Annotated in this window: 20 protein-coding genes; 19 read left to right on the top strand and 1 reads right to left on the bottom strand. The window is 40.2% G+C overall.

Going from position 1 to position 17,230, the window contains the following annotated elements:
• Positions 1–142 precede the first annotated feature (142 nt).
• The 16 genes from ACQKII_RS10595 to ACQKII_RS10520 all read left to right on the top strand — a co-directional run bounded on the left by ACQKII_RS10595 (position 143) and on the right by ACQKII_RS10520 (position 14,526).
• Entirely contained in the window at positions 143–379 is a 237-nt protein-coding gene (locus ACQKII_RS10595) for a hypothetical protein (RefSeq protein WP_143998004.1), read from the top strand.
• A gap of 80 nt (positions 380–459) precedes the next feature.
• Complete coding sequence (locus ACQKII_RS10590; protein WP_427458995.1) at positions 460–1,236, top strand: CheR family methyltransferase; 777 nt, start codon at positions 460–462, stop codon at positions 1,234–1,236.
• A gap of 349 nt (positions 1,237–1,585) precedes the next feature.
• Positions 1,586–2,767: a chorismate synthase gene (gene aroC, locus ACQKII_RS10585; RefSeq protein WP_427458993.1), complete on the top strand. Its 1,182-nt coding sequence runs from the start codon at positions 1,586–1,588 to the stop codon at positions 2,765–2,767.
• Positions 2,768–2,770: 3 nt separating this feature from the next.
• On the top strand, positions 2,771–3,862 hold the full coding sequence (aroB, locus tag ACQKII_RS10580) for a 3-dehydroquinate synthase (RefSeq protein WP_427458991.1): 1,092 nt from the start codon (positions 2,771–2,773) through the stop codon (positions 3,860–3,862).
• On the top strand, positions 3,859–4,227 hold the full coding sequence (gene aroH, locus ACQKII_RS10575) for a chorismate mutase (RefSeq protein ID WP_427458989.1): 369 nt from the start codon (positions 3,859–3,861) through the stop codon (positions 4,225–4,227). Before aroB ends, aroH begins: the two co-directional genes overlap by 4 nt.
• Before the next feature lie 18 nt (positions 4,228–4,245).
• Complete coding sequence (hisC, locus tag ACQKII_RS10570; protein WP_427458987.1) at positions 4,246–5,346, top strand: histidinol-phosphate transaminase; 1,101 nt, start codon at positions 4,246–4,248, stop codon at positions 5,344–5,346.
• Positions 5,343–6,440, top strand: coding sequence for a prephenate dehydrogenase (locus ACQKII_RS10565; protein ID WP_427458985.1), 1,098 nt, complete (start codon positions 5,343–5,345; stop codon positions 6,438–6,440). The genes hisC and ACQKII_RS10565 overlap by 4 nt, the downstream gene beginning before the upstream one ends.
• Positions 6,441–6,543: 103 nt before the next feature.
• Entirely contained in the window at positions 6,544–7,839 is a 1,296-nt protein-coding gene (gene aroA / locus ACQKII_RS10560) for a 3-phosphoshikimate 1-carboxyvinyltransferase (RefSeq protein WP_427458982.1), read from the top strand.
• 94 nt (positions 7,840–7,933) lie between these two features.
• Positions 7,934–9,202 carry a tetratricopeptide repeat protein gene (locus tag ACQKII_RS10555; protein ID WP_427458980.1) on the top strand — a complete coding sequence of 423 codons (1,269 nt, stop codon included), beginning with the start codon at positions 7,934–7,936 and terminating at the stop codon, positions 9,200–9,202.
• Positions 9,203–9,216: 14 nt separating this feature from the next.
• Positions 9,217–9,774, top strand: coding sequence for a ReoY family proteolytic degradation factor (locus ACQKII_RS10550; protein WP_427458978.1), 558 nt, complete (start codon positions 9,217–9,219; stop codon positions 9,772–9,774).
• A 510-nt stretch (positions 9,775–10,284) separates the two neighbouring features.
• Positions 10,285–10,734: a DUF2487 family protein gene (locus ACQKII_RS10545; RefSeq protein ID WP_143998014.1), complete on the top strand. Its 450-nt coding sequence runs from the start codon at positions 10,285–10,287 to the stop codon at positions 10,732–10,734.
• A 155-nt stretch (positions 10,735–10,889) separates the two neighbouring features.
• Positions 10,890–11,393: a ubiquinol-cytochrome c reductase iron-sulfur subunit gene (locus tag ACQKII_RS10540; protein ID WP_427458976.1), complete on the top strand. Its 504-nt coding sequence runs from the start codon at positions 10,890–10,892 to the stop codon at positions 11,391–11,393.
• 22 nt (positions 11,394–11,415) lie between these two features.
• The gene (gene qcrB, locus ACQKII_RS10535; RefSeq protein WP_010858822.1) at positions 11,416–12,090 is read left to right on the top strand and encodes a menaquinol-cytochrome c reductase cytochrome b subunit; all 675 of its coding nucleotides are present in this window, start codon (positions 11,416–11,418) and stop codon (positions 12,088–12,090) included.
• A gap of 43 nt (positions 12,091–12,133) precedes the next feature.
• The gene (locus ACQKII_RS10530) at positions 12,134–12,931 is read left to right on the top strand and encodes a c-type cytochrome (protein WP_427458974.1); all 798 of its coding nucleotides are present in this window, start codon (positions 12,134–12,136) and stop codon (positions 12,929–12,931) included.
• 263 nt (positions 12,932–13,194) lie between these two features.
• Entirely contained in the window at positions 13,195–13,791 is a 597-nt protein-coding gene (locus ACQKII_RS10525) for a DUF1405 domain-containing protein (protein WP_427458972.1), read from the top strand.
• Positions 13,792–13,851: 60 nt separating this feature from the next.
• Positions 13,852–14,526, top strand: coding sequence for a zinc metallopeptidase (locus ACQKII_RS10520; RefSeq protein ID WP_427459064.1), 675 nt, complete (start codon positions 13,852–13,854; stop codon positions 14,524–14,526).
• 152 nt (positions 14,527–14,678) lie between these two features.
• Here ACQKII_RS10520 and ACQKII_RS10515 read toward each other — a convergent pair whose 3' ends face one another.
• Positions 14,679–15,548: a YitT family protein gene (locus tag ACQKII_RS10515; RefSeq protein WP_427458970.1), complete on the bottom strand. Its 870-nt coding sequence runs from the start codon at positions 15,546–15,548 to the stop codon at positions 14,679–14,681.
• A gap of 115 nt (positions 15,549–15,663) precedes the next feature.
• Between ACQKII_RS10515 and ACQKII_RS10510 the strand changes: the two genes are divergently transcribed.
• From ACQKII_RS10510 to mgsA, 3 genes are read left to right on the top strand one after another with little or no spacing between them, the layout of a single operon-like run.
• Positions 15,664–15,999 carry a nucleotide pyrophosphohydrolase gene (locus ACQKII_RS10510; RefSeq protein ID WP_427458968.1) on the top strand — a complete coding sequence of 112 codons (336 nt, stop codon included), beginning with the start codon at positions 15,664–15,666 and terminating at the stop codon, positions 15,997–15,999.
• On the top strand, positions 15,999–16,796 hold the full coding sequence (gene dapB, locus ACQKII_RS10505) for a 4-hydroxy-tetrahydrodipicolinate reductase (protein WP_427458966.1): 798 nt from the start codon (positions 15,999–16,001) through the stop codon (positions 16,794–16,796). The genes ACQKII_RS10510 and dapB overlap by 1 nt, the downstream gene beginning before the upstream one ends.
• 18 nt (positions 16,797–16,814) lie before the next feature.
• Positions 16,815–17,219, top strand: a complete 405-nt coding sequence (gene mgsA / locus ACQKII_RS10500; RefSeq protein WP_010858830.1) for a methylglyoxal synthase — start codon at positions 16,815–16,817, stop codon at positions 17,217–17,219.
• Positions 17,220–17,230: the final 11 nt, after the last annotated feature.

The following is a 17,230-nucleotide window of genomic DNA, read 5'->3' as shown; positions in this document are numbered from 1 at the left end:
AGCGGATTTTTACCATATAGGAAGATAGCCATTATTGTTTGAAGGGCTTCTTAGACAGCCCCTTTTTAATAGTGAAACGAAAAATGAAACTATTTAATCATTTTGTCGTATAATTTAATTGTAGATGGGAGGAAGTGGATTTATGAGTATTGCAATTGTGGCAATTGTTGGCGGGGTGTTGGTCGCTTTAGCAGGGATATTTACCGATGCACGTACAAGAGGACAAAAAATTAAATTAAAGACAATTGAAAAAGAAGTAGAGCTAGAAAAGCTAAGACTGGAATCATATACACAAGAAACTGAAAAAATGAAACTAGAATTAGAACATTCAAAGGTGCTACTATTAGAGGCAAAACAAAATTTAACGAAGGAACCTTGATTCGGTGTGAAAGACACTATTTCGATAATGGCGATTTTCCGCTATAATGGTAGTACGATGCTAGAGGGGAAGATGACCGTATGTCTGATTATGAACAATTTGTAGAAGGTATTAAGCGCAAAACAGGTATTGATTTAGCGTTATACAAAGAAGCACAAATGAAAAGACGTTTAACTTCTCTCTATGAGAAAAAGGGTTACCGTAATTTCATTGATTTTCTGAAGGCACTAGAGCAAGACCGTGATTTAATGAATGAATTTTTAGATCGTATGACGATTAATGTGTCGGAATTTTATCGTAATGGTAAACGCTGGGAAATATTACAGAAAAAAATATTTCCAAAGTTACTGCAATCAAATAAACGATTGAAAATTTGGAGTGCGGCGTGTTCGACTGGAGAGGAACCTTATTCATTGGCAATGGTATTGTCTCAATTAGTCCCATTATCTCAAATACAAATAATTGCGACTGATTTAGACGAGAACGTCATTCAAAAGGCCAAGCTAGGGGTATACCCAGAGCGCTCTTTAGCAGAAGTGCCAAAAGATATTCAAGGAAAGTATTTTGAACAAGAAGGAAACTTCTATAGAGTCAAAGATGAAATTAAACGCTGCGTAACATTTAAAAAACATAATCTACTAAAAGATAATTACGATGCGAATTATGATTTAATCGTTTGTCGCAATGTGATGATTTACTTTACTGAAGAGGCGAAAGATCAAATTTACACGAATTTTAGTAAAGCCTTGCGTCAGGACGGTATCTTATTCGTTGGATCAACGGAGCAAATATTTAATCCATCACGTTATGAATTTGACGTAGAGGATACATTCTTCTATCGAAAAAATAGTAAATAATATGAAAAGCATTCGTACAATCGACAAGATGCACGTCATGTACATAAATTGCCAAGCATTAGACATAGATGATCGTACGCTTTTCGCTTGTCCTAAGCAAAGAGCGTACGATTTTTATTCATCACTACAAAACATTCTTTTTTTACGCAAATCGTTCAGAATATTCGCATTTAATAGGGTAGTATCATATATTTTAAAGGTGTGAATATTGCTGTACAATACAATTTCTGAACGTGATTACGCTGAGGCTAATTGATTGCTCAGACATTTGTAAAAGGACTGTTTTTTTAGAGAATATATGTTATAGTGAAAAATACATACTTTAGCGAGTTGAAGGGAGAAAGCGTTTATGCGTTATTTAACAGCAGGAGAATCACACGGACCCCAATTAACAACCATTATTGAGGGCTTACCGTCACTCTTACCAATTACAGCAGAAAAAATTAATCATGATTTAAAACGTCGCCAAGGAGGACATGGCCGCGGTCGCCGTATGCAAATCGAAACAGATACAGTGGAAATTGTAGGTGGCGTTCGTCATGGACAAACACTTGGTTCTCCTGTCGCACTTGTGGTTACAAATGATGACTGGAAACACTGGACGAAAATTATGGGTGCTGAACCGTTAGCAGAGGATGTAAATCCAGACGATGTTAAACGTCAAATTTCACGACCACGCCCAGGACATGCAGATTTAGTAGGAGGCATGAAATACGGACATCGTGATTTGCGAAATATTTTAGAGCGATCTTCAGCACGAGAAACAACTGTCCGTGTTGCAGTAGGAGCTGTTGCGAAAGCATTACTAAATGAACTAGGTATTTCAATCGTGTCACATGTAACAGAAATTGTTGGCATTAAGGCAGACACATCTTTAGTTGAAGGGAAATCGGCGGATGAAATCCGTGCCATTATTGAAGCAGATCCATGCTACTGTGTGGACCCTGTTGCGTCTGCAAAAATGGTAGAGGCTATCGATGAAGCGAAAAAAGCAGGCGATTCTATCGGCGGTGTTGTAGAAGTCATCGTAGAAGGCATGCCAGCAGGTATCGGTTCTTATGTGCATTACGACCGTAAGCTTGACGCAAAATTAGCAGCGGCGATGCTGTCTATTAATGCGTTTAAAGGTGTTGAGTTTGGGATTGGCTTCGAAATGGCCCGTCGTAAAGGTTCGGAAGTACATGACGAAATCATGTGGTCAGAAGAAGAAGGATATACTCGTGCTACGAATCGTCTAGGGGGCTTAGAGGGCGGTATGTCTACAGGAATGCCGATCGTCGTGCGTGGTGTCATGAAACCAATTCCTACATTATATAAACCACTACAAAGTGTAGATATCGAAACAAAAGAACCATTCAAAGCAAGTGTAGAACGTTCGGATAGCTGTGCCGTACCAGCAGCATCAGTTGTTGCGGAACATGTTATTGCCTGGGAAATAGCGAATGTGATTATGGACCAATTCCATGGCGATCAATTGCCACAACTAAAAGCTCAAATTGACGAGCATCGCCGTTACACAAAGGAGTTTTGATATATGCGTGTACCAGTAGCGACAAAATCGCATCAATATGATGTTGTACTAGGGCATAATTTTTTAGCCGAAGCGGTCAAATCGTTTGATGACAAGCTGCAAAAAGCGGATAAGCTCATTGTTTTTACTGATGCAAATGTGTGGGCAGCACAGGAGGCATATTTCAAGGCGAATTTCCCCTATGACTTTGAAGTTTTTGTGCTACCAGGTGGCGAGGCATGTAAAACTTTTGAACAATACAATGCAGCGCAAACTTTCTTATTGGAACAAAAATGTTCACGGAAATCATTCATTTTTGCTTTAGGTGGAGGAGCAGTTGGCGATTTGACAGGCTTTGTTGCTGCGACATATATGCGTGGTGTGCCATTTATTCAAATCCCAACGACAATTTTAGCCCATGACTCTGCAGTTGGAGGCAAAACGGCGATTAATCATCCGTTGGGCAAAAATATGATTGGTGCCTTTTATCAGCCAGAGGGCGTTATTTACGATACCGTCTTTACGGAAACTTTACCTGAACGTGAGGTACGATCAGGAACGGCAGAGGTCATTAAGCACGCGATGATTTCAAATGCAGCATGGCTACAAGAATTGATGACAGCAGATACAGTAATTCATTTCAACACAGACGAATTGGCAAAGCAGCTAAAGGCTGGTATAGAAGTGAAGGCGAAAATTGTGTCAGAAGATGAAACAGAGCAATCGGTACGCAAATACTTAAATTTAGGCCATACATATGGTCATGCCATTGAAGCTGCTGCGGGTTATGGGAAAGTAGCACATGGTGAAGCAGTGATGATTGGTCTTGTGTACTGCTTATTATTAAGTGAAAGATATGGAGAGTTAGATCGCGACTTCACAACTGCATTTTTACACTTTGCGGTGAAAAATGGTTATCCATTTGAAGCGGTGAACGACTATTCATTTGAACAATTAACAGAGTATTTACTAAAAGATAAAAAAGCGGAGTATGGTGTGTTACAATTTGTGCTACTGACAAAAATTGGGGAGCCGTTTGTGCAACCGATTGACTTAACGGAGTGCAAAGAAGTAGATGCCGAGTTCCGACAGCTATTAGCGGAGGTGCTTGTATGATTCGTGGACTAAGAGGTGCGATTACAATTGAATCGGACAAGCCGGAGCTTGTATGGGATGAGACAGCAAGATTAGTACGAGAAGTTGTAGCAGTAAATAATGTTGAGGTAGATGATATTGCCTCTATCGTCATTTCCACTACGCCTGATATTACATCAGCGTTCCCAGCACGTGCAGTGCGATTAATGGAAGGTTGGCAGTATGTTCCTGTAATGTGCATGCATGAAATGGATGTGCCGGGCGCGCTTCCATTATGTATCCGTGTATTAATACATGCTAATGTGGAAGTGGCGCAAAAAGATGTACAGCACTTGTATTTAAATGATGCAGTGAAATTAAGACCAGATTTAGCCCAAGCTAAATAATTAGAGGAGATGTTAGAGATGAAATGGAAACAGCAATTGGACGGTATGCAAGCGTATAAACCAGGTAAACCAATTGAAGAAGTACAGCGTGAATTCGGCTTACAAGAAGTCGTGAAATTAGCATCAAATGAAAATCCATTTGGTTGCTCACCAAAGGTAACAGCTTATTTACAGGATAATGCAGTAAATCATGCAATCTATCCAGATGGCTATGCACAGAACTTGCGTACAGCTGTAGCAAATTATCTAGGTGTCAAAGAAACACAGCTTCTTTTTGGAAACGGCTCTGATGATATTATTACGATTCTTACTCGTGCTCTGTTGTATCCAGGTGTGAACACAATCATGGCTGATCCATCCTTCTCGCAATACTGGCATAATGCTGACATTGAAGGTGCAGAAGTACGAAAAATACCTTGTATAGAGGGTGCACATGATTTAGATGCTATGGCAGCAGCAATCGATGATAAAACATCAATCGTTTGGGTTTGTAGTCCAAATAACCCTACAGGTGTGGTTATTGCAGACACTGATTTACGTGCCTTTTTAGCGAAAGTACCAAGTGACGTACTAGTTGTTTTAGATGAAGCGTATATCGAATATGTGACGCATCCAGATCACTTGGATACACTACCATTAATCGAAGAGTATCCAAATGTGCTATTAATGCGTACTTTTTCAAAGGCATACGGTCTTGCTTCCTTCCGAGTTGGCTACGCCATTGGGCAACCTGAAATAATTGCCAAGATTGACCCAGTGCGTGCGCCTTTTAACAATACAATTTTAAGCCAAGCGGTAGCGGCCATTGCGCTAAGTGATCAAGACTTTATTGAAGCTTGCTGTGAAGCAAATGAAAAAGGCAAAAAACAATACGTTGAATTTTGTGAAAAGCATAATTTAACCTACTACCCATCTGATACGAACTTTATTTTCTTTAATACGAAGGCTGATAGCGATGTTGTTTTCCAAGAGCTTATGAAACGTGGCTTTATTGTCCGTAGTGGTAATGCACTTGGTACACCAGGGTTTATCCGAGTAACAATTGGTACAGAGGCTCAGAACGAAGCATTACTAGGACATCTTGAAACGGTGTTAAAAGAGCAAGGAGTTTTTGCATGACACGCAAAGTGCTCGTTATTGGTCTAGGCTTAATCGGAGGCTCGATTGCCCTTGCTCTACAAAAAGCACCAGAAACCAAAATTCTAGGCTATGATATGGATGCCAAAACACGTGAGCATGCAAAGACATTAAACATCGTCCATGAGATTGTAACAGATCCTAAAGATGTTGCAGCCGACGTAGATGTCATCATTTTTGGGACACCCGTCAATGCCACGCTGGATTGGATGGAACAACTAAAATCATGGCCGTTAAAAAATAAAGTAATCGTAACAGACACAGGTAGTACAAAAAAAATGATTATGCAAAAAGCGGGAGAATTACGTGCCCAAGGTATTACATTTATCGGTGGACACCCAATGGCAGGTTCTCACAAAAGTGGTATATTAGCTGCGAAGGCGCATCTTTTCGAAAATGCCTATTATATGCTGACGCCACTTGCAGGTGAAGAAATTATTAACATGGCTCAGCTTGAAAGCCTATTAAAATTTACACATGCGAAAGTCGTGAGTGTATCGGCACGAGAGCATGATCATATGACAGCTGTTGTGAGTCATTTTCCACATGTTATCGCAGCATCTCTTGTGCATCAGCTAGGAGAGGAAAACGGAGAGTACCCAATGACACGTTCGCTCGCTGCAGGGGGGTTCCGTGATGTGACGCGTATTGCATCGTCTAATCCGATATTGTGGCGTGATATTACACTTCAAAATCGTGATGAGTTAATCGCACAGCTAGCAGGTTGGCAATCAGAGATGGATCGAGTTAAGGAGCTGCTATTGAACGGCAATTCAGATGATATACAAAACTATTTTGCTGTTGCCAAAGACTTACGAGATGAACTTCCAATTAGTGCGGGTGCCATGTTCACATCCTTTGATTTGTATGTCGACGTTCCTGACTATCCAGGGGTTATTTCTGAGGTGACAGGCTTACTAGCAGATGAAGCAATCAGTATTACGAATCTGCGTATCGTGGAATCTCGTGAGGATGTCTTCGGGATACTTGTCATTAGCTTGCAAAGTGAAAGTGACCGTGAACGTGCTGCGTCTTGTATTCAAAAACGTGCAAACTTTGAAACATATATTTCATAGGTAAAGTGCATGCTCACTCGTGAAATTGCGCCGCGTGCCTAGACAAAAGGGAAAGCGTCGAAGTATCGGCGCTTTCTATCTTCATATGGAGGGAGAAATAACTATGAGTGAAAAAGTATTACAGTATCATAAACCATCCTTAAAAGGGACATTAACAATACCTGGTGATAAGTCAGTGTCACACCGCTCAGTGATGTTTGGCTCGATTGCGACTGGCACAACGACCGTCAAGGGCTTTTTACTGGGTGAGGATTGTTTAAGTACAATTGATTGTTTCCGCAAGCTTGGCGTGAAAATCGATGTAGAAGGAACGAATGTGACGATTGACAGTGCTGGTATGGATGCATGGCAGGAGCCTACTGAAGTATTATATACAGGAAACTCTGGGACAACGACTCGCTTAATGCTTGGAATTCTAGCTGGCTCTAATGTACATACAGTGATGACAGGAGACGCATCGATTGGTAAGCGGCCTATGCGTCGTGTGATTGACCCCCTACGTCAAATGGGTGCGCACATTACTGGTCGTGCAGATGGACAATTTACGCCACTAGCGATTCAAGGTACGAAGTTACAAGCAATTGACTATAAAATGCCTGTTGCAAGTGCGCAAGTGAAATCAGCTATTTTATTAGCAGGTTTACGAGCAGAAGGGACAACTGTAGTTCGTGAAACGGAAGTATCGCGAGATCATACCGAGCGTATGTTACGTCAATTTGGCGCACAGGTTGATGTTGCAGATGGTGTCGTGTCGTTTAAGGGAGGGCAAACACTTACGGGTACTCATGTTTCTGTGCCAGGTGATATATCTTCAGCGGCCTTTTTCTTAGTGGCCGGTGCTATTTGTAGAGATAGTAGAATTGTCTTAGAGAATGTTGGCGTCAATCCAACACGTGACGGTATCGTTGAGGTTCTACAAAATATGGGAGCTTCCATGACGGTAGTGCAAAATGAAGACGGTCAAGCAGAGCCAACAGCAACGATTACGATTGAAACGTCTACGTTGAAGGGGACTACGATTGAGGGCGACATTATTCCACGATTGATCGATGAAATACCTGTACTGGCGTTATTAGCGACACAGGCACATGGAAAAACGATTATAAAGGATGCCGAGGAACTAAAAGTAAAAGAAACAGATCGTATTACAGCTGTCGTAGATGAACTGAAAAAATTAGGGGCTACTATTGAAGCGACAGAGGACGGCATGATTATCGAGGGGCCAACACCATTACACGGTGCAAGCCTAAAAACCTACGGCGACCACCGCATCGGCATGATGGGGGCTGTCGCAGCGTTAATGACCGATGGAGTCGTGACTTTAGATGATGCACAATGTATAGCGGTTTCTTACCCGGCGTTTTTCGAGCATGTTGAGGCTGTGAAGCTGAAGCTATAATCAATACAAAGCTCTCCAATACTTTTGGGGAGTTTTTTCTTGTTTCGGAAGAGAATGTTTTGTAGCATAAAGGTATTAAGGAAAGAATAGGTGAATGACTGTGAACAATGCGATGACTGAAATAATGCAAGCACTTGAGCAAGGGGATTTAGCTTTAATCGATCAGCTGCTTGAATCGTTTTTAACAAAGGAGCTACCAGAAGAAACTTACGCACTTGCGGAAGTATTTATGCAATATGGCTACATGAAAGAAGCAGACCGAGTACTGGAGCATTTACAATTTTTATTCCCAGAAGAAGCACAGTTAAAAATTGACCGTGCCAATGTCTTAATGGAGCTTGGTGATGAGGACGCAGCATTAGATTTACTCTTAGAAGTAGAAGATACGTCCCCAGAATACCCACAGGCATTATTAGTATTAGCGGATTACTATCAAATGCAGGGGTTGTTTGAAGTGGCTGAAAAGCGCATTAATGAAGCGCTAGCCATTTTACCTGATGAGCCACTTTTACAATTTGCTAAAGCAGAGCTATTGTTTGAAACAGGACGTTTTCTAGAGGCTGCACGACTTTACAAGGAATTACATGAGCTACAAGAGGAATTTGCGGGTGTAAGTCTGGTTGAACGACTTGCTGAGGTATATCGGGCAGGGGCTGCCTATGAAACAGCTTTAGACTATTATTTAGCTGCTCTTGAGGATGAAGTGAAGCCAGATATTTTATTTGGCGCTGCCTATTCAGCGTTCCAATCGCAAAAATATGAAATGGCCATTACGCAATTAGAGGAGTTAAAAGAATTAGATCCAGATTATTTCTCAGCCTATTTATTGCTTGCGGAAAGCTATGCCATGTCAGAGGACAATAAAAAAGCGTATGCAGCCATTAAAGAAGGTTTAAAGCGTGATGAGTACGATAAATCACTATTCTTATTTGCTGGTAAAATGGCATTGAAAAATGGTCTTCCAGATGAAGCAGAAAATTATTTGCGCGAGGCGATTGCATTAGATCCTGAATACATGGAGGCGGTGCTAGCGCTGATCTCTGTTTTGACACAGCAAGAACGGTATGAGTATGTTATTGAATTATTTGAAACGTTGCAACAAAATGATTTTGAATGGTCAACATTATACCCATTTGCAGCAGATGCATATGCGAATTTAGAATTGTACGACCGTGCATACGAATTTTATCGTTTGGCATATACTGATTTTAAGGAAGACGCAACATTTTTAGAAAAATATGTTTATTTCTTATTAGAAGAAGGCAAGCGTGTAGAAGCGAAAGAGGTACTTGGTCAATTAATAAGCGTTCAACCTGGTGAACCAGAGTGGCAAGAAAAGTTAGAAAGCTTAGAATTAGAGTAAAGGAGGGAGTGGGTATGACTGCTTCTGTATCAGTTGTCGATAAAAAAGCATTTGTTCGATGGTTTTTAAAAAATTATCAATTGAAACGTCGTGAGTGTGTATGGATTTTAAACTACTTATTGAGTAATGATGAGTTGTTAAAGCGAATACGATTTGTCGAAGAAGCGCACTATTGTCCTAGAGCAATGGTGATGTCTACAGTTGACTCAACTGGTGTGCCATTTCGATTTTACAAAGGCAATGTGATGACAGCGGATGCTGAGAAATCTTTCCATGATTTACGCTTACATGAACATGAAGATATGTATATACAATTGAATTTCCCAAATATACCACCGAGTGCACAATACTTAGCAGTTCTTGAAGAAAACCCTTATATGCCAGAAACACTGATTGTCAGTGAAAAAGATCGTTTACTGGCGGAAGAGCTGCTTTCGAACAGCTTACTCGTATTCCAAGAAGAAAAATTACTCGCACAGATTGATGAAGCCCTGGATCAAGGAGATGAAGAACGCTTTTATGAATTGTCAAATTTGTTACAGGTTTTAAAAGAAACAGATAATCTGCGCTAATCATTTGCTTCATAGGTAAAAATTGAATGTCCTTTATCCACTTCTATATGGTAACATGACTAGTGAATGATTGTTTTCACTTGTTATTGGTTATCCTATTTATGGAGTGGAGAAGGGCATTTTTATTTTTGATGTAGCAGAAGGCATTGATCTCAATAGAATGGTGACCTGAGAGCGGTAGTAGCTTTTTCACAGGGAGCGTGTAAACGTTAACTGAATGAAGATAATGTGACACTTCAATCAGTGTGGGTTTTCTTTATCTCTCACTGACCGTTCATACGTGATAAAGCCTCCGGCGAATTTCACGGATTTTATAGGAGTCAAAACGGAGCTAACCTTTAGCGTCGCATCCGTGCGATTACGGCTCATTGAACTCCAAATGCCACGTTCTGTGGCTTTAATGAAATGACCGACCATGTCGGCCCTCATGCAAGCCTAAGCGTAATTCAAAATTCGGACGCAATTATGTCGAGGCGTAAGTGATTTAGCAATATGAGGAGGGGTATTTGGATGTATTTTAATGCAAACGATGTGACATCGTTTATGGCACAGAAGGAATTTATCGACACCGCGATTATTCCACTCGTAGCCATCGATTTAACGACTGAAAAAATGAAACAGAGTGGTGCAGAAGTAGATTTTTTGTTATCACTCACTGCTTTTATCGAGCAGCAATTTAAAGGCCGCTTGCTTGTCATGCCACCATTTTCTTATAGTACTACGTTGAAAAACGAAGAAATGCCCGTGCATTTAGAGGCACAATTACATAATGCTGGTTTTAAGCATGTGTTCTTCATTACTTGTGACCATTTTTGGACAAATATTGGAGATGTAGTAAATATCATTTGGCTACCAGCCATTCCGCTAGAATCGATGGATAAAGGCGTGAAAAACTCCATTCTCGAAGATCAATTACGACAAGTAATTCCAGTATTTTCGACTAAATGGGCACAGATTTAACAATTTGTTTCAATAAATGTTCACATTCTCCGGCTTTCCACAGAATGCTATATTGACCAAGCTATGGACTTGATATATCATAGATATGTCCTAGTATTACTATTTGTAAAAGTATGTCCGTTGGACTGACCTTTAAAGTTAGAGGGGGGAAAAGGATGAGTAACAATCGAGTTTCACGTCGTCAATTTTTAAGCTATACACTTACTGGTGTAGGCGGATTTATGGCGGCAGGTATGCTGATGCCGATGGTTCGTTTTGCGTTAGACCCTGTGTTACAAAAACACGCTACTGGGGATTTCGTATTAACAGAACAAAAAATCGCTGACATCACTGAAGAGCCTATTAAAGTTGACTTCACATTTGAACAAGTTGACGCATGGTACAAATCTGATGTTACAAACGCTGCGTGGGTTTATAAAAGCGGTGACGAAATAATTGCTTTATCACCAGTTTGTAAGCATTTAGGTTGTACAGTAAACTGGGCGGGCGATACAGCACACCCAGATCAATTCTTCTGTCCTTGTCACGCAGGGCGTTACGAGAAAAACGGAGATAACATTGCAGGTACACCACCTCTAGGTCCGTTGGATGAATTTGAAGTACAAGAAAAAGATGGTTATTTAATGATTGGTCCATCAAGAGCAAATACTCTAGTTTAATTTGTAAGGGGGTACGAATTCAGTGCTAAACAAAATTTATGATTGGGTCGATGAACGATTAGATATCACACCGATTTGGCGTGATATTGCCGACCACGAAGTGCCAGAGCACGTTAACCCTGCACACCATTTCTCAGCATTCGTTTACTGCTTTGGTGGATTAACATTCTTCATCACAGTAATTCAAATTCTTTCTGGTATGTTCTTAACAATGTATTATGTACCAGATATCGAAAATGCTTGGAAATCAGTTTACTATCTACAAAACGAAGTAGCATTCGGTGAAATCGTACGCGGTATGCACCATTGGGGAGCTTCATTAGTTATCGTAATGATGTTCTTACATACACTTCGTGTGTTCTTCACAGGTTCATATAAGAAACCTCGTGAGTTAAACTGGATGGTTGGTGTAGGTATTTTTGGTGTAATGATTGGTCTTGGTTTCACAGGCTATCTATTACCATGGGATATGAAAGCATTATTCGCTACTAAAGTTGGTATCGAAATTGCTGCATCTGTACCGTTTATCGGTCAAATGATTAAAGTATTGTTAGCGGGTGACGCAACGATTATCGGCGCACAAACGTTAACACGATTCTTTGCGATTCATGTATTCTTCTTACCTGCAGTATTGTTTGGGTTACTTGCAGCACACTTTATCATGATTCGTCGTCAAGGAATTTCAGGACCGTTGTGATTTACACTTGACGGTTCGATGACTTTTTAAAGGAGGGGACACTATGCATCGCGGAAAAGGAATGAAATTTGTCGGCGATTCTCGTATTAAAGCGAATCACAGAATGCCGAACGTTCCAAAAGATTATTCCGAATACCCAGGTAAAACAGAAGCTTTCTGGCCAAACTTCTTGCTAAAAGAATGGATGGTTGGTGCTGTTTTCTTAATTGGTTATTTATTGTTAACTGTCGCTCACCCGTCTCCACTTGAGGGACAGGCTGACCCGACAAATACAGCTTATATTCCATTACCGGACTGGTACTTCTTATTCGTGTACCAATTATTAAAATACACTTATGCTTCTGGTCCGTACAATGTAATCGGAGCAATTGTAATGCCGGGTATTGCGTTCATGGCGCTTTTATTAATGCCGTTTTTAGATACGACTCCAGAACGTCGTCCATCTAAACGTCCATTACCAACAGCGTTCATGTTATTAACACTAGCTTCAATGTTCTATTTAACTTGGGAATCAGTTGTGAACCATGACTGGGAAGCTTCTAAAAAACAAGGTGAAATTAAAGAAGAAGTTGAAGTTGTAATTGATGAATCACTGCCAGGTTTTGCAATCTGGAATGGTGATACTGGTGAACAGGCTAAATCTTGTATTGCTTGTCATGCTGCTGACTTAAAAGGTGGTCCAGCTGCCCCAGCGTTAGCTGGTAACCAATTAACTGCTGAAGAAGTAGAAGATATCATGCATAATGGTCGTGGCGCAATGCCAGGTGGCCAATTTGCAGGTACTGATGAAGAAGCTAAACAATTAGCTGAATTTATCGCAAGCTTAAAACCTGTAGAATAACATTAGTTTGAAAGAGTCAGGAAACTGGCTCTTTTTTTCTAGCTTTTTAGCTGTTTTTAACTGTAAAAGTGACTTTAAGTGAAAATATTTTTCGAAAACCGAAGATTTTCAGGGGAAATTGTCAAAGAAAGTATTTACTTACAGCGACAAATAATTATTTTTAATGATACAAAGAGACATAATACAAGCAACTCTTTCATCCATACATAATAATAAGGAAAAAAGACATCTTAGTTAAAGACGACAGTAAAGGAGTTTTATTTATGCAAATTACACGTGCAAACATTTGGTATCTCCTTACGCATAAATCATTTTTACTATTATTACTCATCATTAATCTATTAGGTACGATTTATGGCTATTATTGGTATGGTTGGCAACTTGCTGTAACAGAGCCTATTTTTTATATTTTTGTACCGGATAGTCCGACTGCCAGCTTGTTTTTTTGCTTTGTACTAGCGGCATGGATTATAGGTAAAAGTTGGCCGCTCATGGAAGTATTAGCGCTCGTAACATTGGTGAAATACGGCTTATGGGCAGATGTCATGAACATTTGGACGTTGGTTGAAACAGGTTCTATCGAATGGCAGGGCTGGATGCTTGTCGGTTCGCATTTTGCGATGGCTGTGCAAGCCGTACTGTACATGGGCAAGTATGTATTTGCATATTGGCATATTGCTGTAGCAGCAGTGTGGACTTTGCATAATGATGTGATTGATTATGTCTTTGGGCAAATGCCGATGTATCGAGATTTAGCAAAATATACAAACTATATTGGATATTTTACATTTTGGTTATCGATAGCCTGTATTTTTCTTGCCATTTTTTCAATTAGGTGGCGCAAATATTTGCCGAATTAGGTAAATGTCTATAGAATTATAGTATCGAGTTAGAAAGGGGTAAGAAAATTGTCAATAGGTATGTATATTGTTTATTTTGCGATTATCATGATACTGCCACTTTACGCACAAATGAAAGTAAAGGGCACGTATAAAAAATTCGCAAAGGAACGTACAATGAAGGGACAAACGGGTGCTGAGGTAGCGCGTGCGATTTTAGATGCGAACGGCTTATATGATGTGCGAGTTGTTCCAACGCAAGGTGTGTTATCGGATCACTATAATCCGGCAACTAAAACAGTTGCATTATCAGAAAGTAACTTCAATGAAGCAAGTATTGCTGGTGCTGCGGTAGCTGCCCATGAGGTAGGGCATGCTATCCAACATAAAGAAGCATATTCAATGCTGACATTACGTAGTAAGCTTGTTCCAGTGGCGAATATTTCCTCAAATGCTTCTTGGATTTTCGTGATGATTGGTATTTTTGCAAGTAGCTCAGGTTGGTTACTTCTAGGTATTGTCTTATTAGTAGCTGGTGTAATATTCCAATTAGTGACGTTGCCAGTAGAGTTTGATGCATCCAAGCGGGCGCTTGTGCAAATGAATTCACTAGGAATCATTACAAATGAAGAAGAACGTCCAGCACGTAAAGTGTTAAGTGCCGCAGCATTAACATATGTTGCCGCAGCAGCAGTAGCTGTATTAGAATTATTACGTTTAATTTTAATCTTTACAGGTATGCGAAGCGACGACTAATAAAAAAAACTTGTTATAGTGGTTCATGCCACTATAGCGAGTTTTTTTCTTTCACAAATATGTGAATCTAGTAAAGCCACCATGATCAAATTCTAACGCCAATCAAACAAAAAATACCCGCAGACTGTCAAAGCGGGTAGTGGTGATTGTTATTATTGGATGGGTTGTTTTTGGTCATCGAGTGTGAAGCCTTCGCCAGCAACATCTCGCACTTCCGAAATAGAGACAAAAGCGTGAGGATCAATGTCGTGAATAATCGATTTCAAGCGTACTACTTCATTGCGCCCAACAACACAATATAACACTTCTTTTGGCTGCTTTGTAAAGTGACCGTGACCTTCTAAAATAGTGACGCCACGTTCCATACGAAGTGCAATTAAATCTGCTATAGCACTAGATTTTTCAGAAATAATTAATGCGCCGCGTGCTGTATATGCCCCGTCTTGAACAAAATCGATGACGCGTGCACCAACAAATACTGCCACCAGTGTATACATCATAGACCGTGCATCTAAAAATGTGAGCCATGATAGTAAAATCACGATCGCATCGAACATAAACATAGTTTTGCCCATACTCCAACCAAAATATTTATGAGCGAGTCGTGCTAAAATATCTACACCGCCAGTTGTACCGCCGAAGCGGAATACGATACCGAGACCAAGACCAACAAAGACCCCAGCAAAAAGGGCAACAAGGAATAAATCATCCTCTAAGTGAATTGTGTACTGGTATTTTTGAAAAATTTTCAGGAAAACAGATACAGAAATTGTACCGATGATGGTATAAATAAATGATTTTTTCCCGAGCAGACGCCAGCCAAGAACAAACATAGGAATATTCAACAGTAAATTAAGTACTGCGGGGTCCCAACCTAATGTAAAATAAAGCACAAGGGTAATCCCACTAAAACCACCTTCACCAAGCTGATTTTGCATATTAAAGTGTACAAAGCCAAAGCTAAAAATTGCAGCTCCGAGCATTATTGCGAAGATATTGCGTATTTTAATCTGTTTAAGCATAAAACCTCCTGGAGTTCAAAACAAATGAAGTAGTGGATTCTATTATCTGACATTTTATTGTTTTTGACAACAATGGTGTAAATTTTATACGATGGAGGTAGGAGTGTGATGATCGATGACAGAGCAAGTTACAATGCAAGCTTTGCAAAAACGTGTGGATGATTATATTGGACAATTTAAAGAAGGCTACTTCCCGCCATTTGAATTACTCGCACGTTTAACCGAGGAGCTTGGTGAATTGTCACGTGAAGTACAGGATGTTTATGGACAAAAGAAGAAAAAGAGCACAGAAGAAGTGAATAGCATTGAAGAGGAATTAGGCGACTTTTTCTTTGTTTTAGTATGCTTTGCCAATGCACAGGGCATTAAATTAGATGAAGCTCTACTACATGTCATACATAAATTTGAAACGAGAGATCAGGGTCGCTGGACAAGAAAGGATGAAGAATAATGTCGATTCGTGTAGCAATTGCAGGACCGAGAGGAAAAATGGGAGCTGAAGCTGTACATACAGTCATGAAACATGACAAAATGGAATTAGTAGCTGTACTAGATTATAAAGAAGTAGGCGCAACACTAGCAGATTTACCTATGTTCCCAGCAAGTTATACAGCACCAATATTTACAGATATGCATGAACTTGTAGAAGTAACTGCACCAGACGTATTAGTGGACTTAACGAACCCACATGCGGTATATAAGCATACAAAAGAGGCATTGAATTTAAGTGTACGTCCTGTTATCGGTACAACAGGCTTTACAGATGCGCAACTAGAGGAATTATCAGCACTTGCCAAGGAAAAGGAGTTAGGCTGTATTATTGCACCTAACTTTGCGATTGGTGCCATCCTGATGATGAAATTTGCCAAGGAAGCGGCAAAATACTTACCTGATGTAGAAATTATTGAAATGCACCACGATCAGAAACTAGATGCCCCGTCTGGTACTGGTGTGAAAACAGCACAAATGATTCAAGAGGTGCGAACACAAAAAGCGCAAGGTCATCCAGAGGAAAAGGAAACGATTGATGGCGCTAGAGGCGCTGGTTTTGATGGCATGCGCATTCACTCGGTTCGTTTACCTGGCTTAGTAGCACATCAACAAGTATTATTTGGTGGTGACGGGCAGCTACTAACAATTCGTCATGACTCATTAAATCGTAATTCCTTCATGTCAGGCGTCGCATTTTGTGTAGAAGAGGTCATGAAAATGGATCAGCTTGTTTATGGTTTGGAAAACATCATCTAAAGAACGGATGGAAAATTTATGAAAATCGCACTAATCGCACACGATCGTAAAAAAGATAATTTAGTACAGTTTGCTATTGCTTACAAAGATATTTTACTGGAGCACACGTTATACGCTACAGGTACAACAGGGCAACGTGTTATTGACGCCACAGGTTTAGAGGTCACACGTTTTCGCTCAGGCCCCCTTGGTGGGGACCAACAAATTGGCGCAATGATTGCCAATAATGATATGGACATGGTTATTTTCTTCCGTGATCCATTAACAGCACAACCACATGAGCCAGATGTTTCTGCACTTATTCGTCTTTGTGATGTTTACCAAGTGCCACTGGCAACAAATATGGGAACTGGGGAAATATTGCTAAAAGGCCTACAAGAAGGTTTTGTGGATTGGAGACTGATTCAAGAAAGACGAGACTAAAAGACGTGATT

The organism is Lysinibacillus sp. NPDC048646 (assembly GCF_050272295.1).
Lineage (GTDB): Bacteria > Bacillota > Bacilli > Bacillales_A > Planococcaceae > Lysinibacillus.
This window is presented reverse-complemented; position numbering and strand designations above follow the sequence as displayed.

Excerpts from the sequence above, each read along its gene's own strand:
- aroB (WP_427458991.1), top strand. The coding sequence starts at position 2,771 with ATGCGTGTACCAGTAGCGACAAAATCGCATCAATATGATGTTGTACTA.
- ACQKII_RS10525 (WP_427458972.1), top strand. The coding sequence starts at position 13,195 with ATGCAAATTACACGTGCAAACATTTGGTATCTCCTTACGCATAAATCA.
- ACQKII_RS10555 (WP_427458980.1), top strand. The coding sequence starts at position 7,934 with ATGACTGTGAACAATGCGATGACTGAAATAATGCAAGCACTTGAGCAA.
- ACQKII_RS10540 (WP_427458976.1), top strand. The coding sequence starts at position 10,890 with ATGAGTAACAATCGAGTTTCACGTCGTCAATTTTTAAGCTATACACTT.
- ACQKII_RS10520 (WP_427459064.1), top strand. The coding sequence starts at position 13,852 with ATGTATATTGTTTATTTTGCGATTATCATGATACTGCCACTTTACGCA.
- ACQKII_RS10510 (WP_427458968.1), top strand. The coding sequence starts at position 15,664 with ATGACAGAGCAAGTTACAATGCAAGCTTTGCAAAAACGTGTGGATGAT.
- mgsA (WP_010858830.1), top strand. The coding sequence starts at position 16,815 with ATGAAAATCGCACTAATCGCACACGATCGTAAAAAAGATAATTTAGTA.
- ACQKII_RS10530 (WP_427458974.1), top strand. The coding sequence starts at position 12,134 with ATGCATCGCGGAAAAGGAATGAAATTTGTCGGCGATTCTCGTATTAAA.
- hisC (WP_427458987.1), top strand. The coding sequence starts at position 4,246 with ATGAAATGGAAACAGCAATTGGACGGTATGCAAGCGTATAAACCAGGT.
- ACQKII_RS10515 (WP_427458970.1), bottom strand. The coding sequence starts at position 15,548 with ATGCTTAAACAGATTAAAATACGCAATATCTTCGCAATAATGCTCGGA.
- ACQKII_RS10595 (WP_143998004.1), top strand. The coding sequence starts at position 143 with ATGAGTATTGCAATTGTGGCAATTGTTGGCGGGGTGTTGGTCGCTTTA.
- aroH (WP_427458989.1), top strand. The coding sequence starts at position 3,859 with ATGATTCGTGGACTAAGAGGTGCGATTACAATTGAATCGGACAAGCCG.
- ACQKII_RS10545 (WP_143998014.1), top strand. The coding sequence starts at position 10,285 with ATGTATTTTAATGCAAACGATGTGACATCGTTTATGGCACAGAAGGAA.
- ACQKII_RS10590 (WP_427458995.1), top strand. The coding sequence starts at position 460 with ATGTCTGATTATGAACAATTTGTAGAAGGTATTAAGCGCAAAACAGGT.
- aroC (WP_427458993.1), top strand. The coding sequence starts at position 1,586 with ATGCGTTATTTAACAGCAGGAGAATCACACGGACCCCAATTAACAACC.
- ACQKII_RS10550 (WP_427458978.1), top strand. The coding sequence starts at position 9,217 with ATGACTGCTTCTGTATCAGTTGTCGATAAAAAAGCATTTGTTCGATGG.
- dapB (WP_427458966.1), top strand. The coding sequence starts at position 15,999 with ATGTCGATTCGTGTAGCAATTGCAGGACCGAGAGGAAAAATGGGAGCT.
- aroA (WP_427458982.1), top strand. The coding sequence starts at position 6,544 with ATGAGTGAAAAAGTATTACAGTATCATAAACCATCCTTAAAAGGGACA.
- ACQKII_RS10565 (WP_427458985.1), top strand. The coding sequence starts at position 5,343 with ATGACACGCAAAGTGCTCGTTATTGGTCTAGGCTTAATCGGAGGCTCG.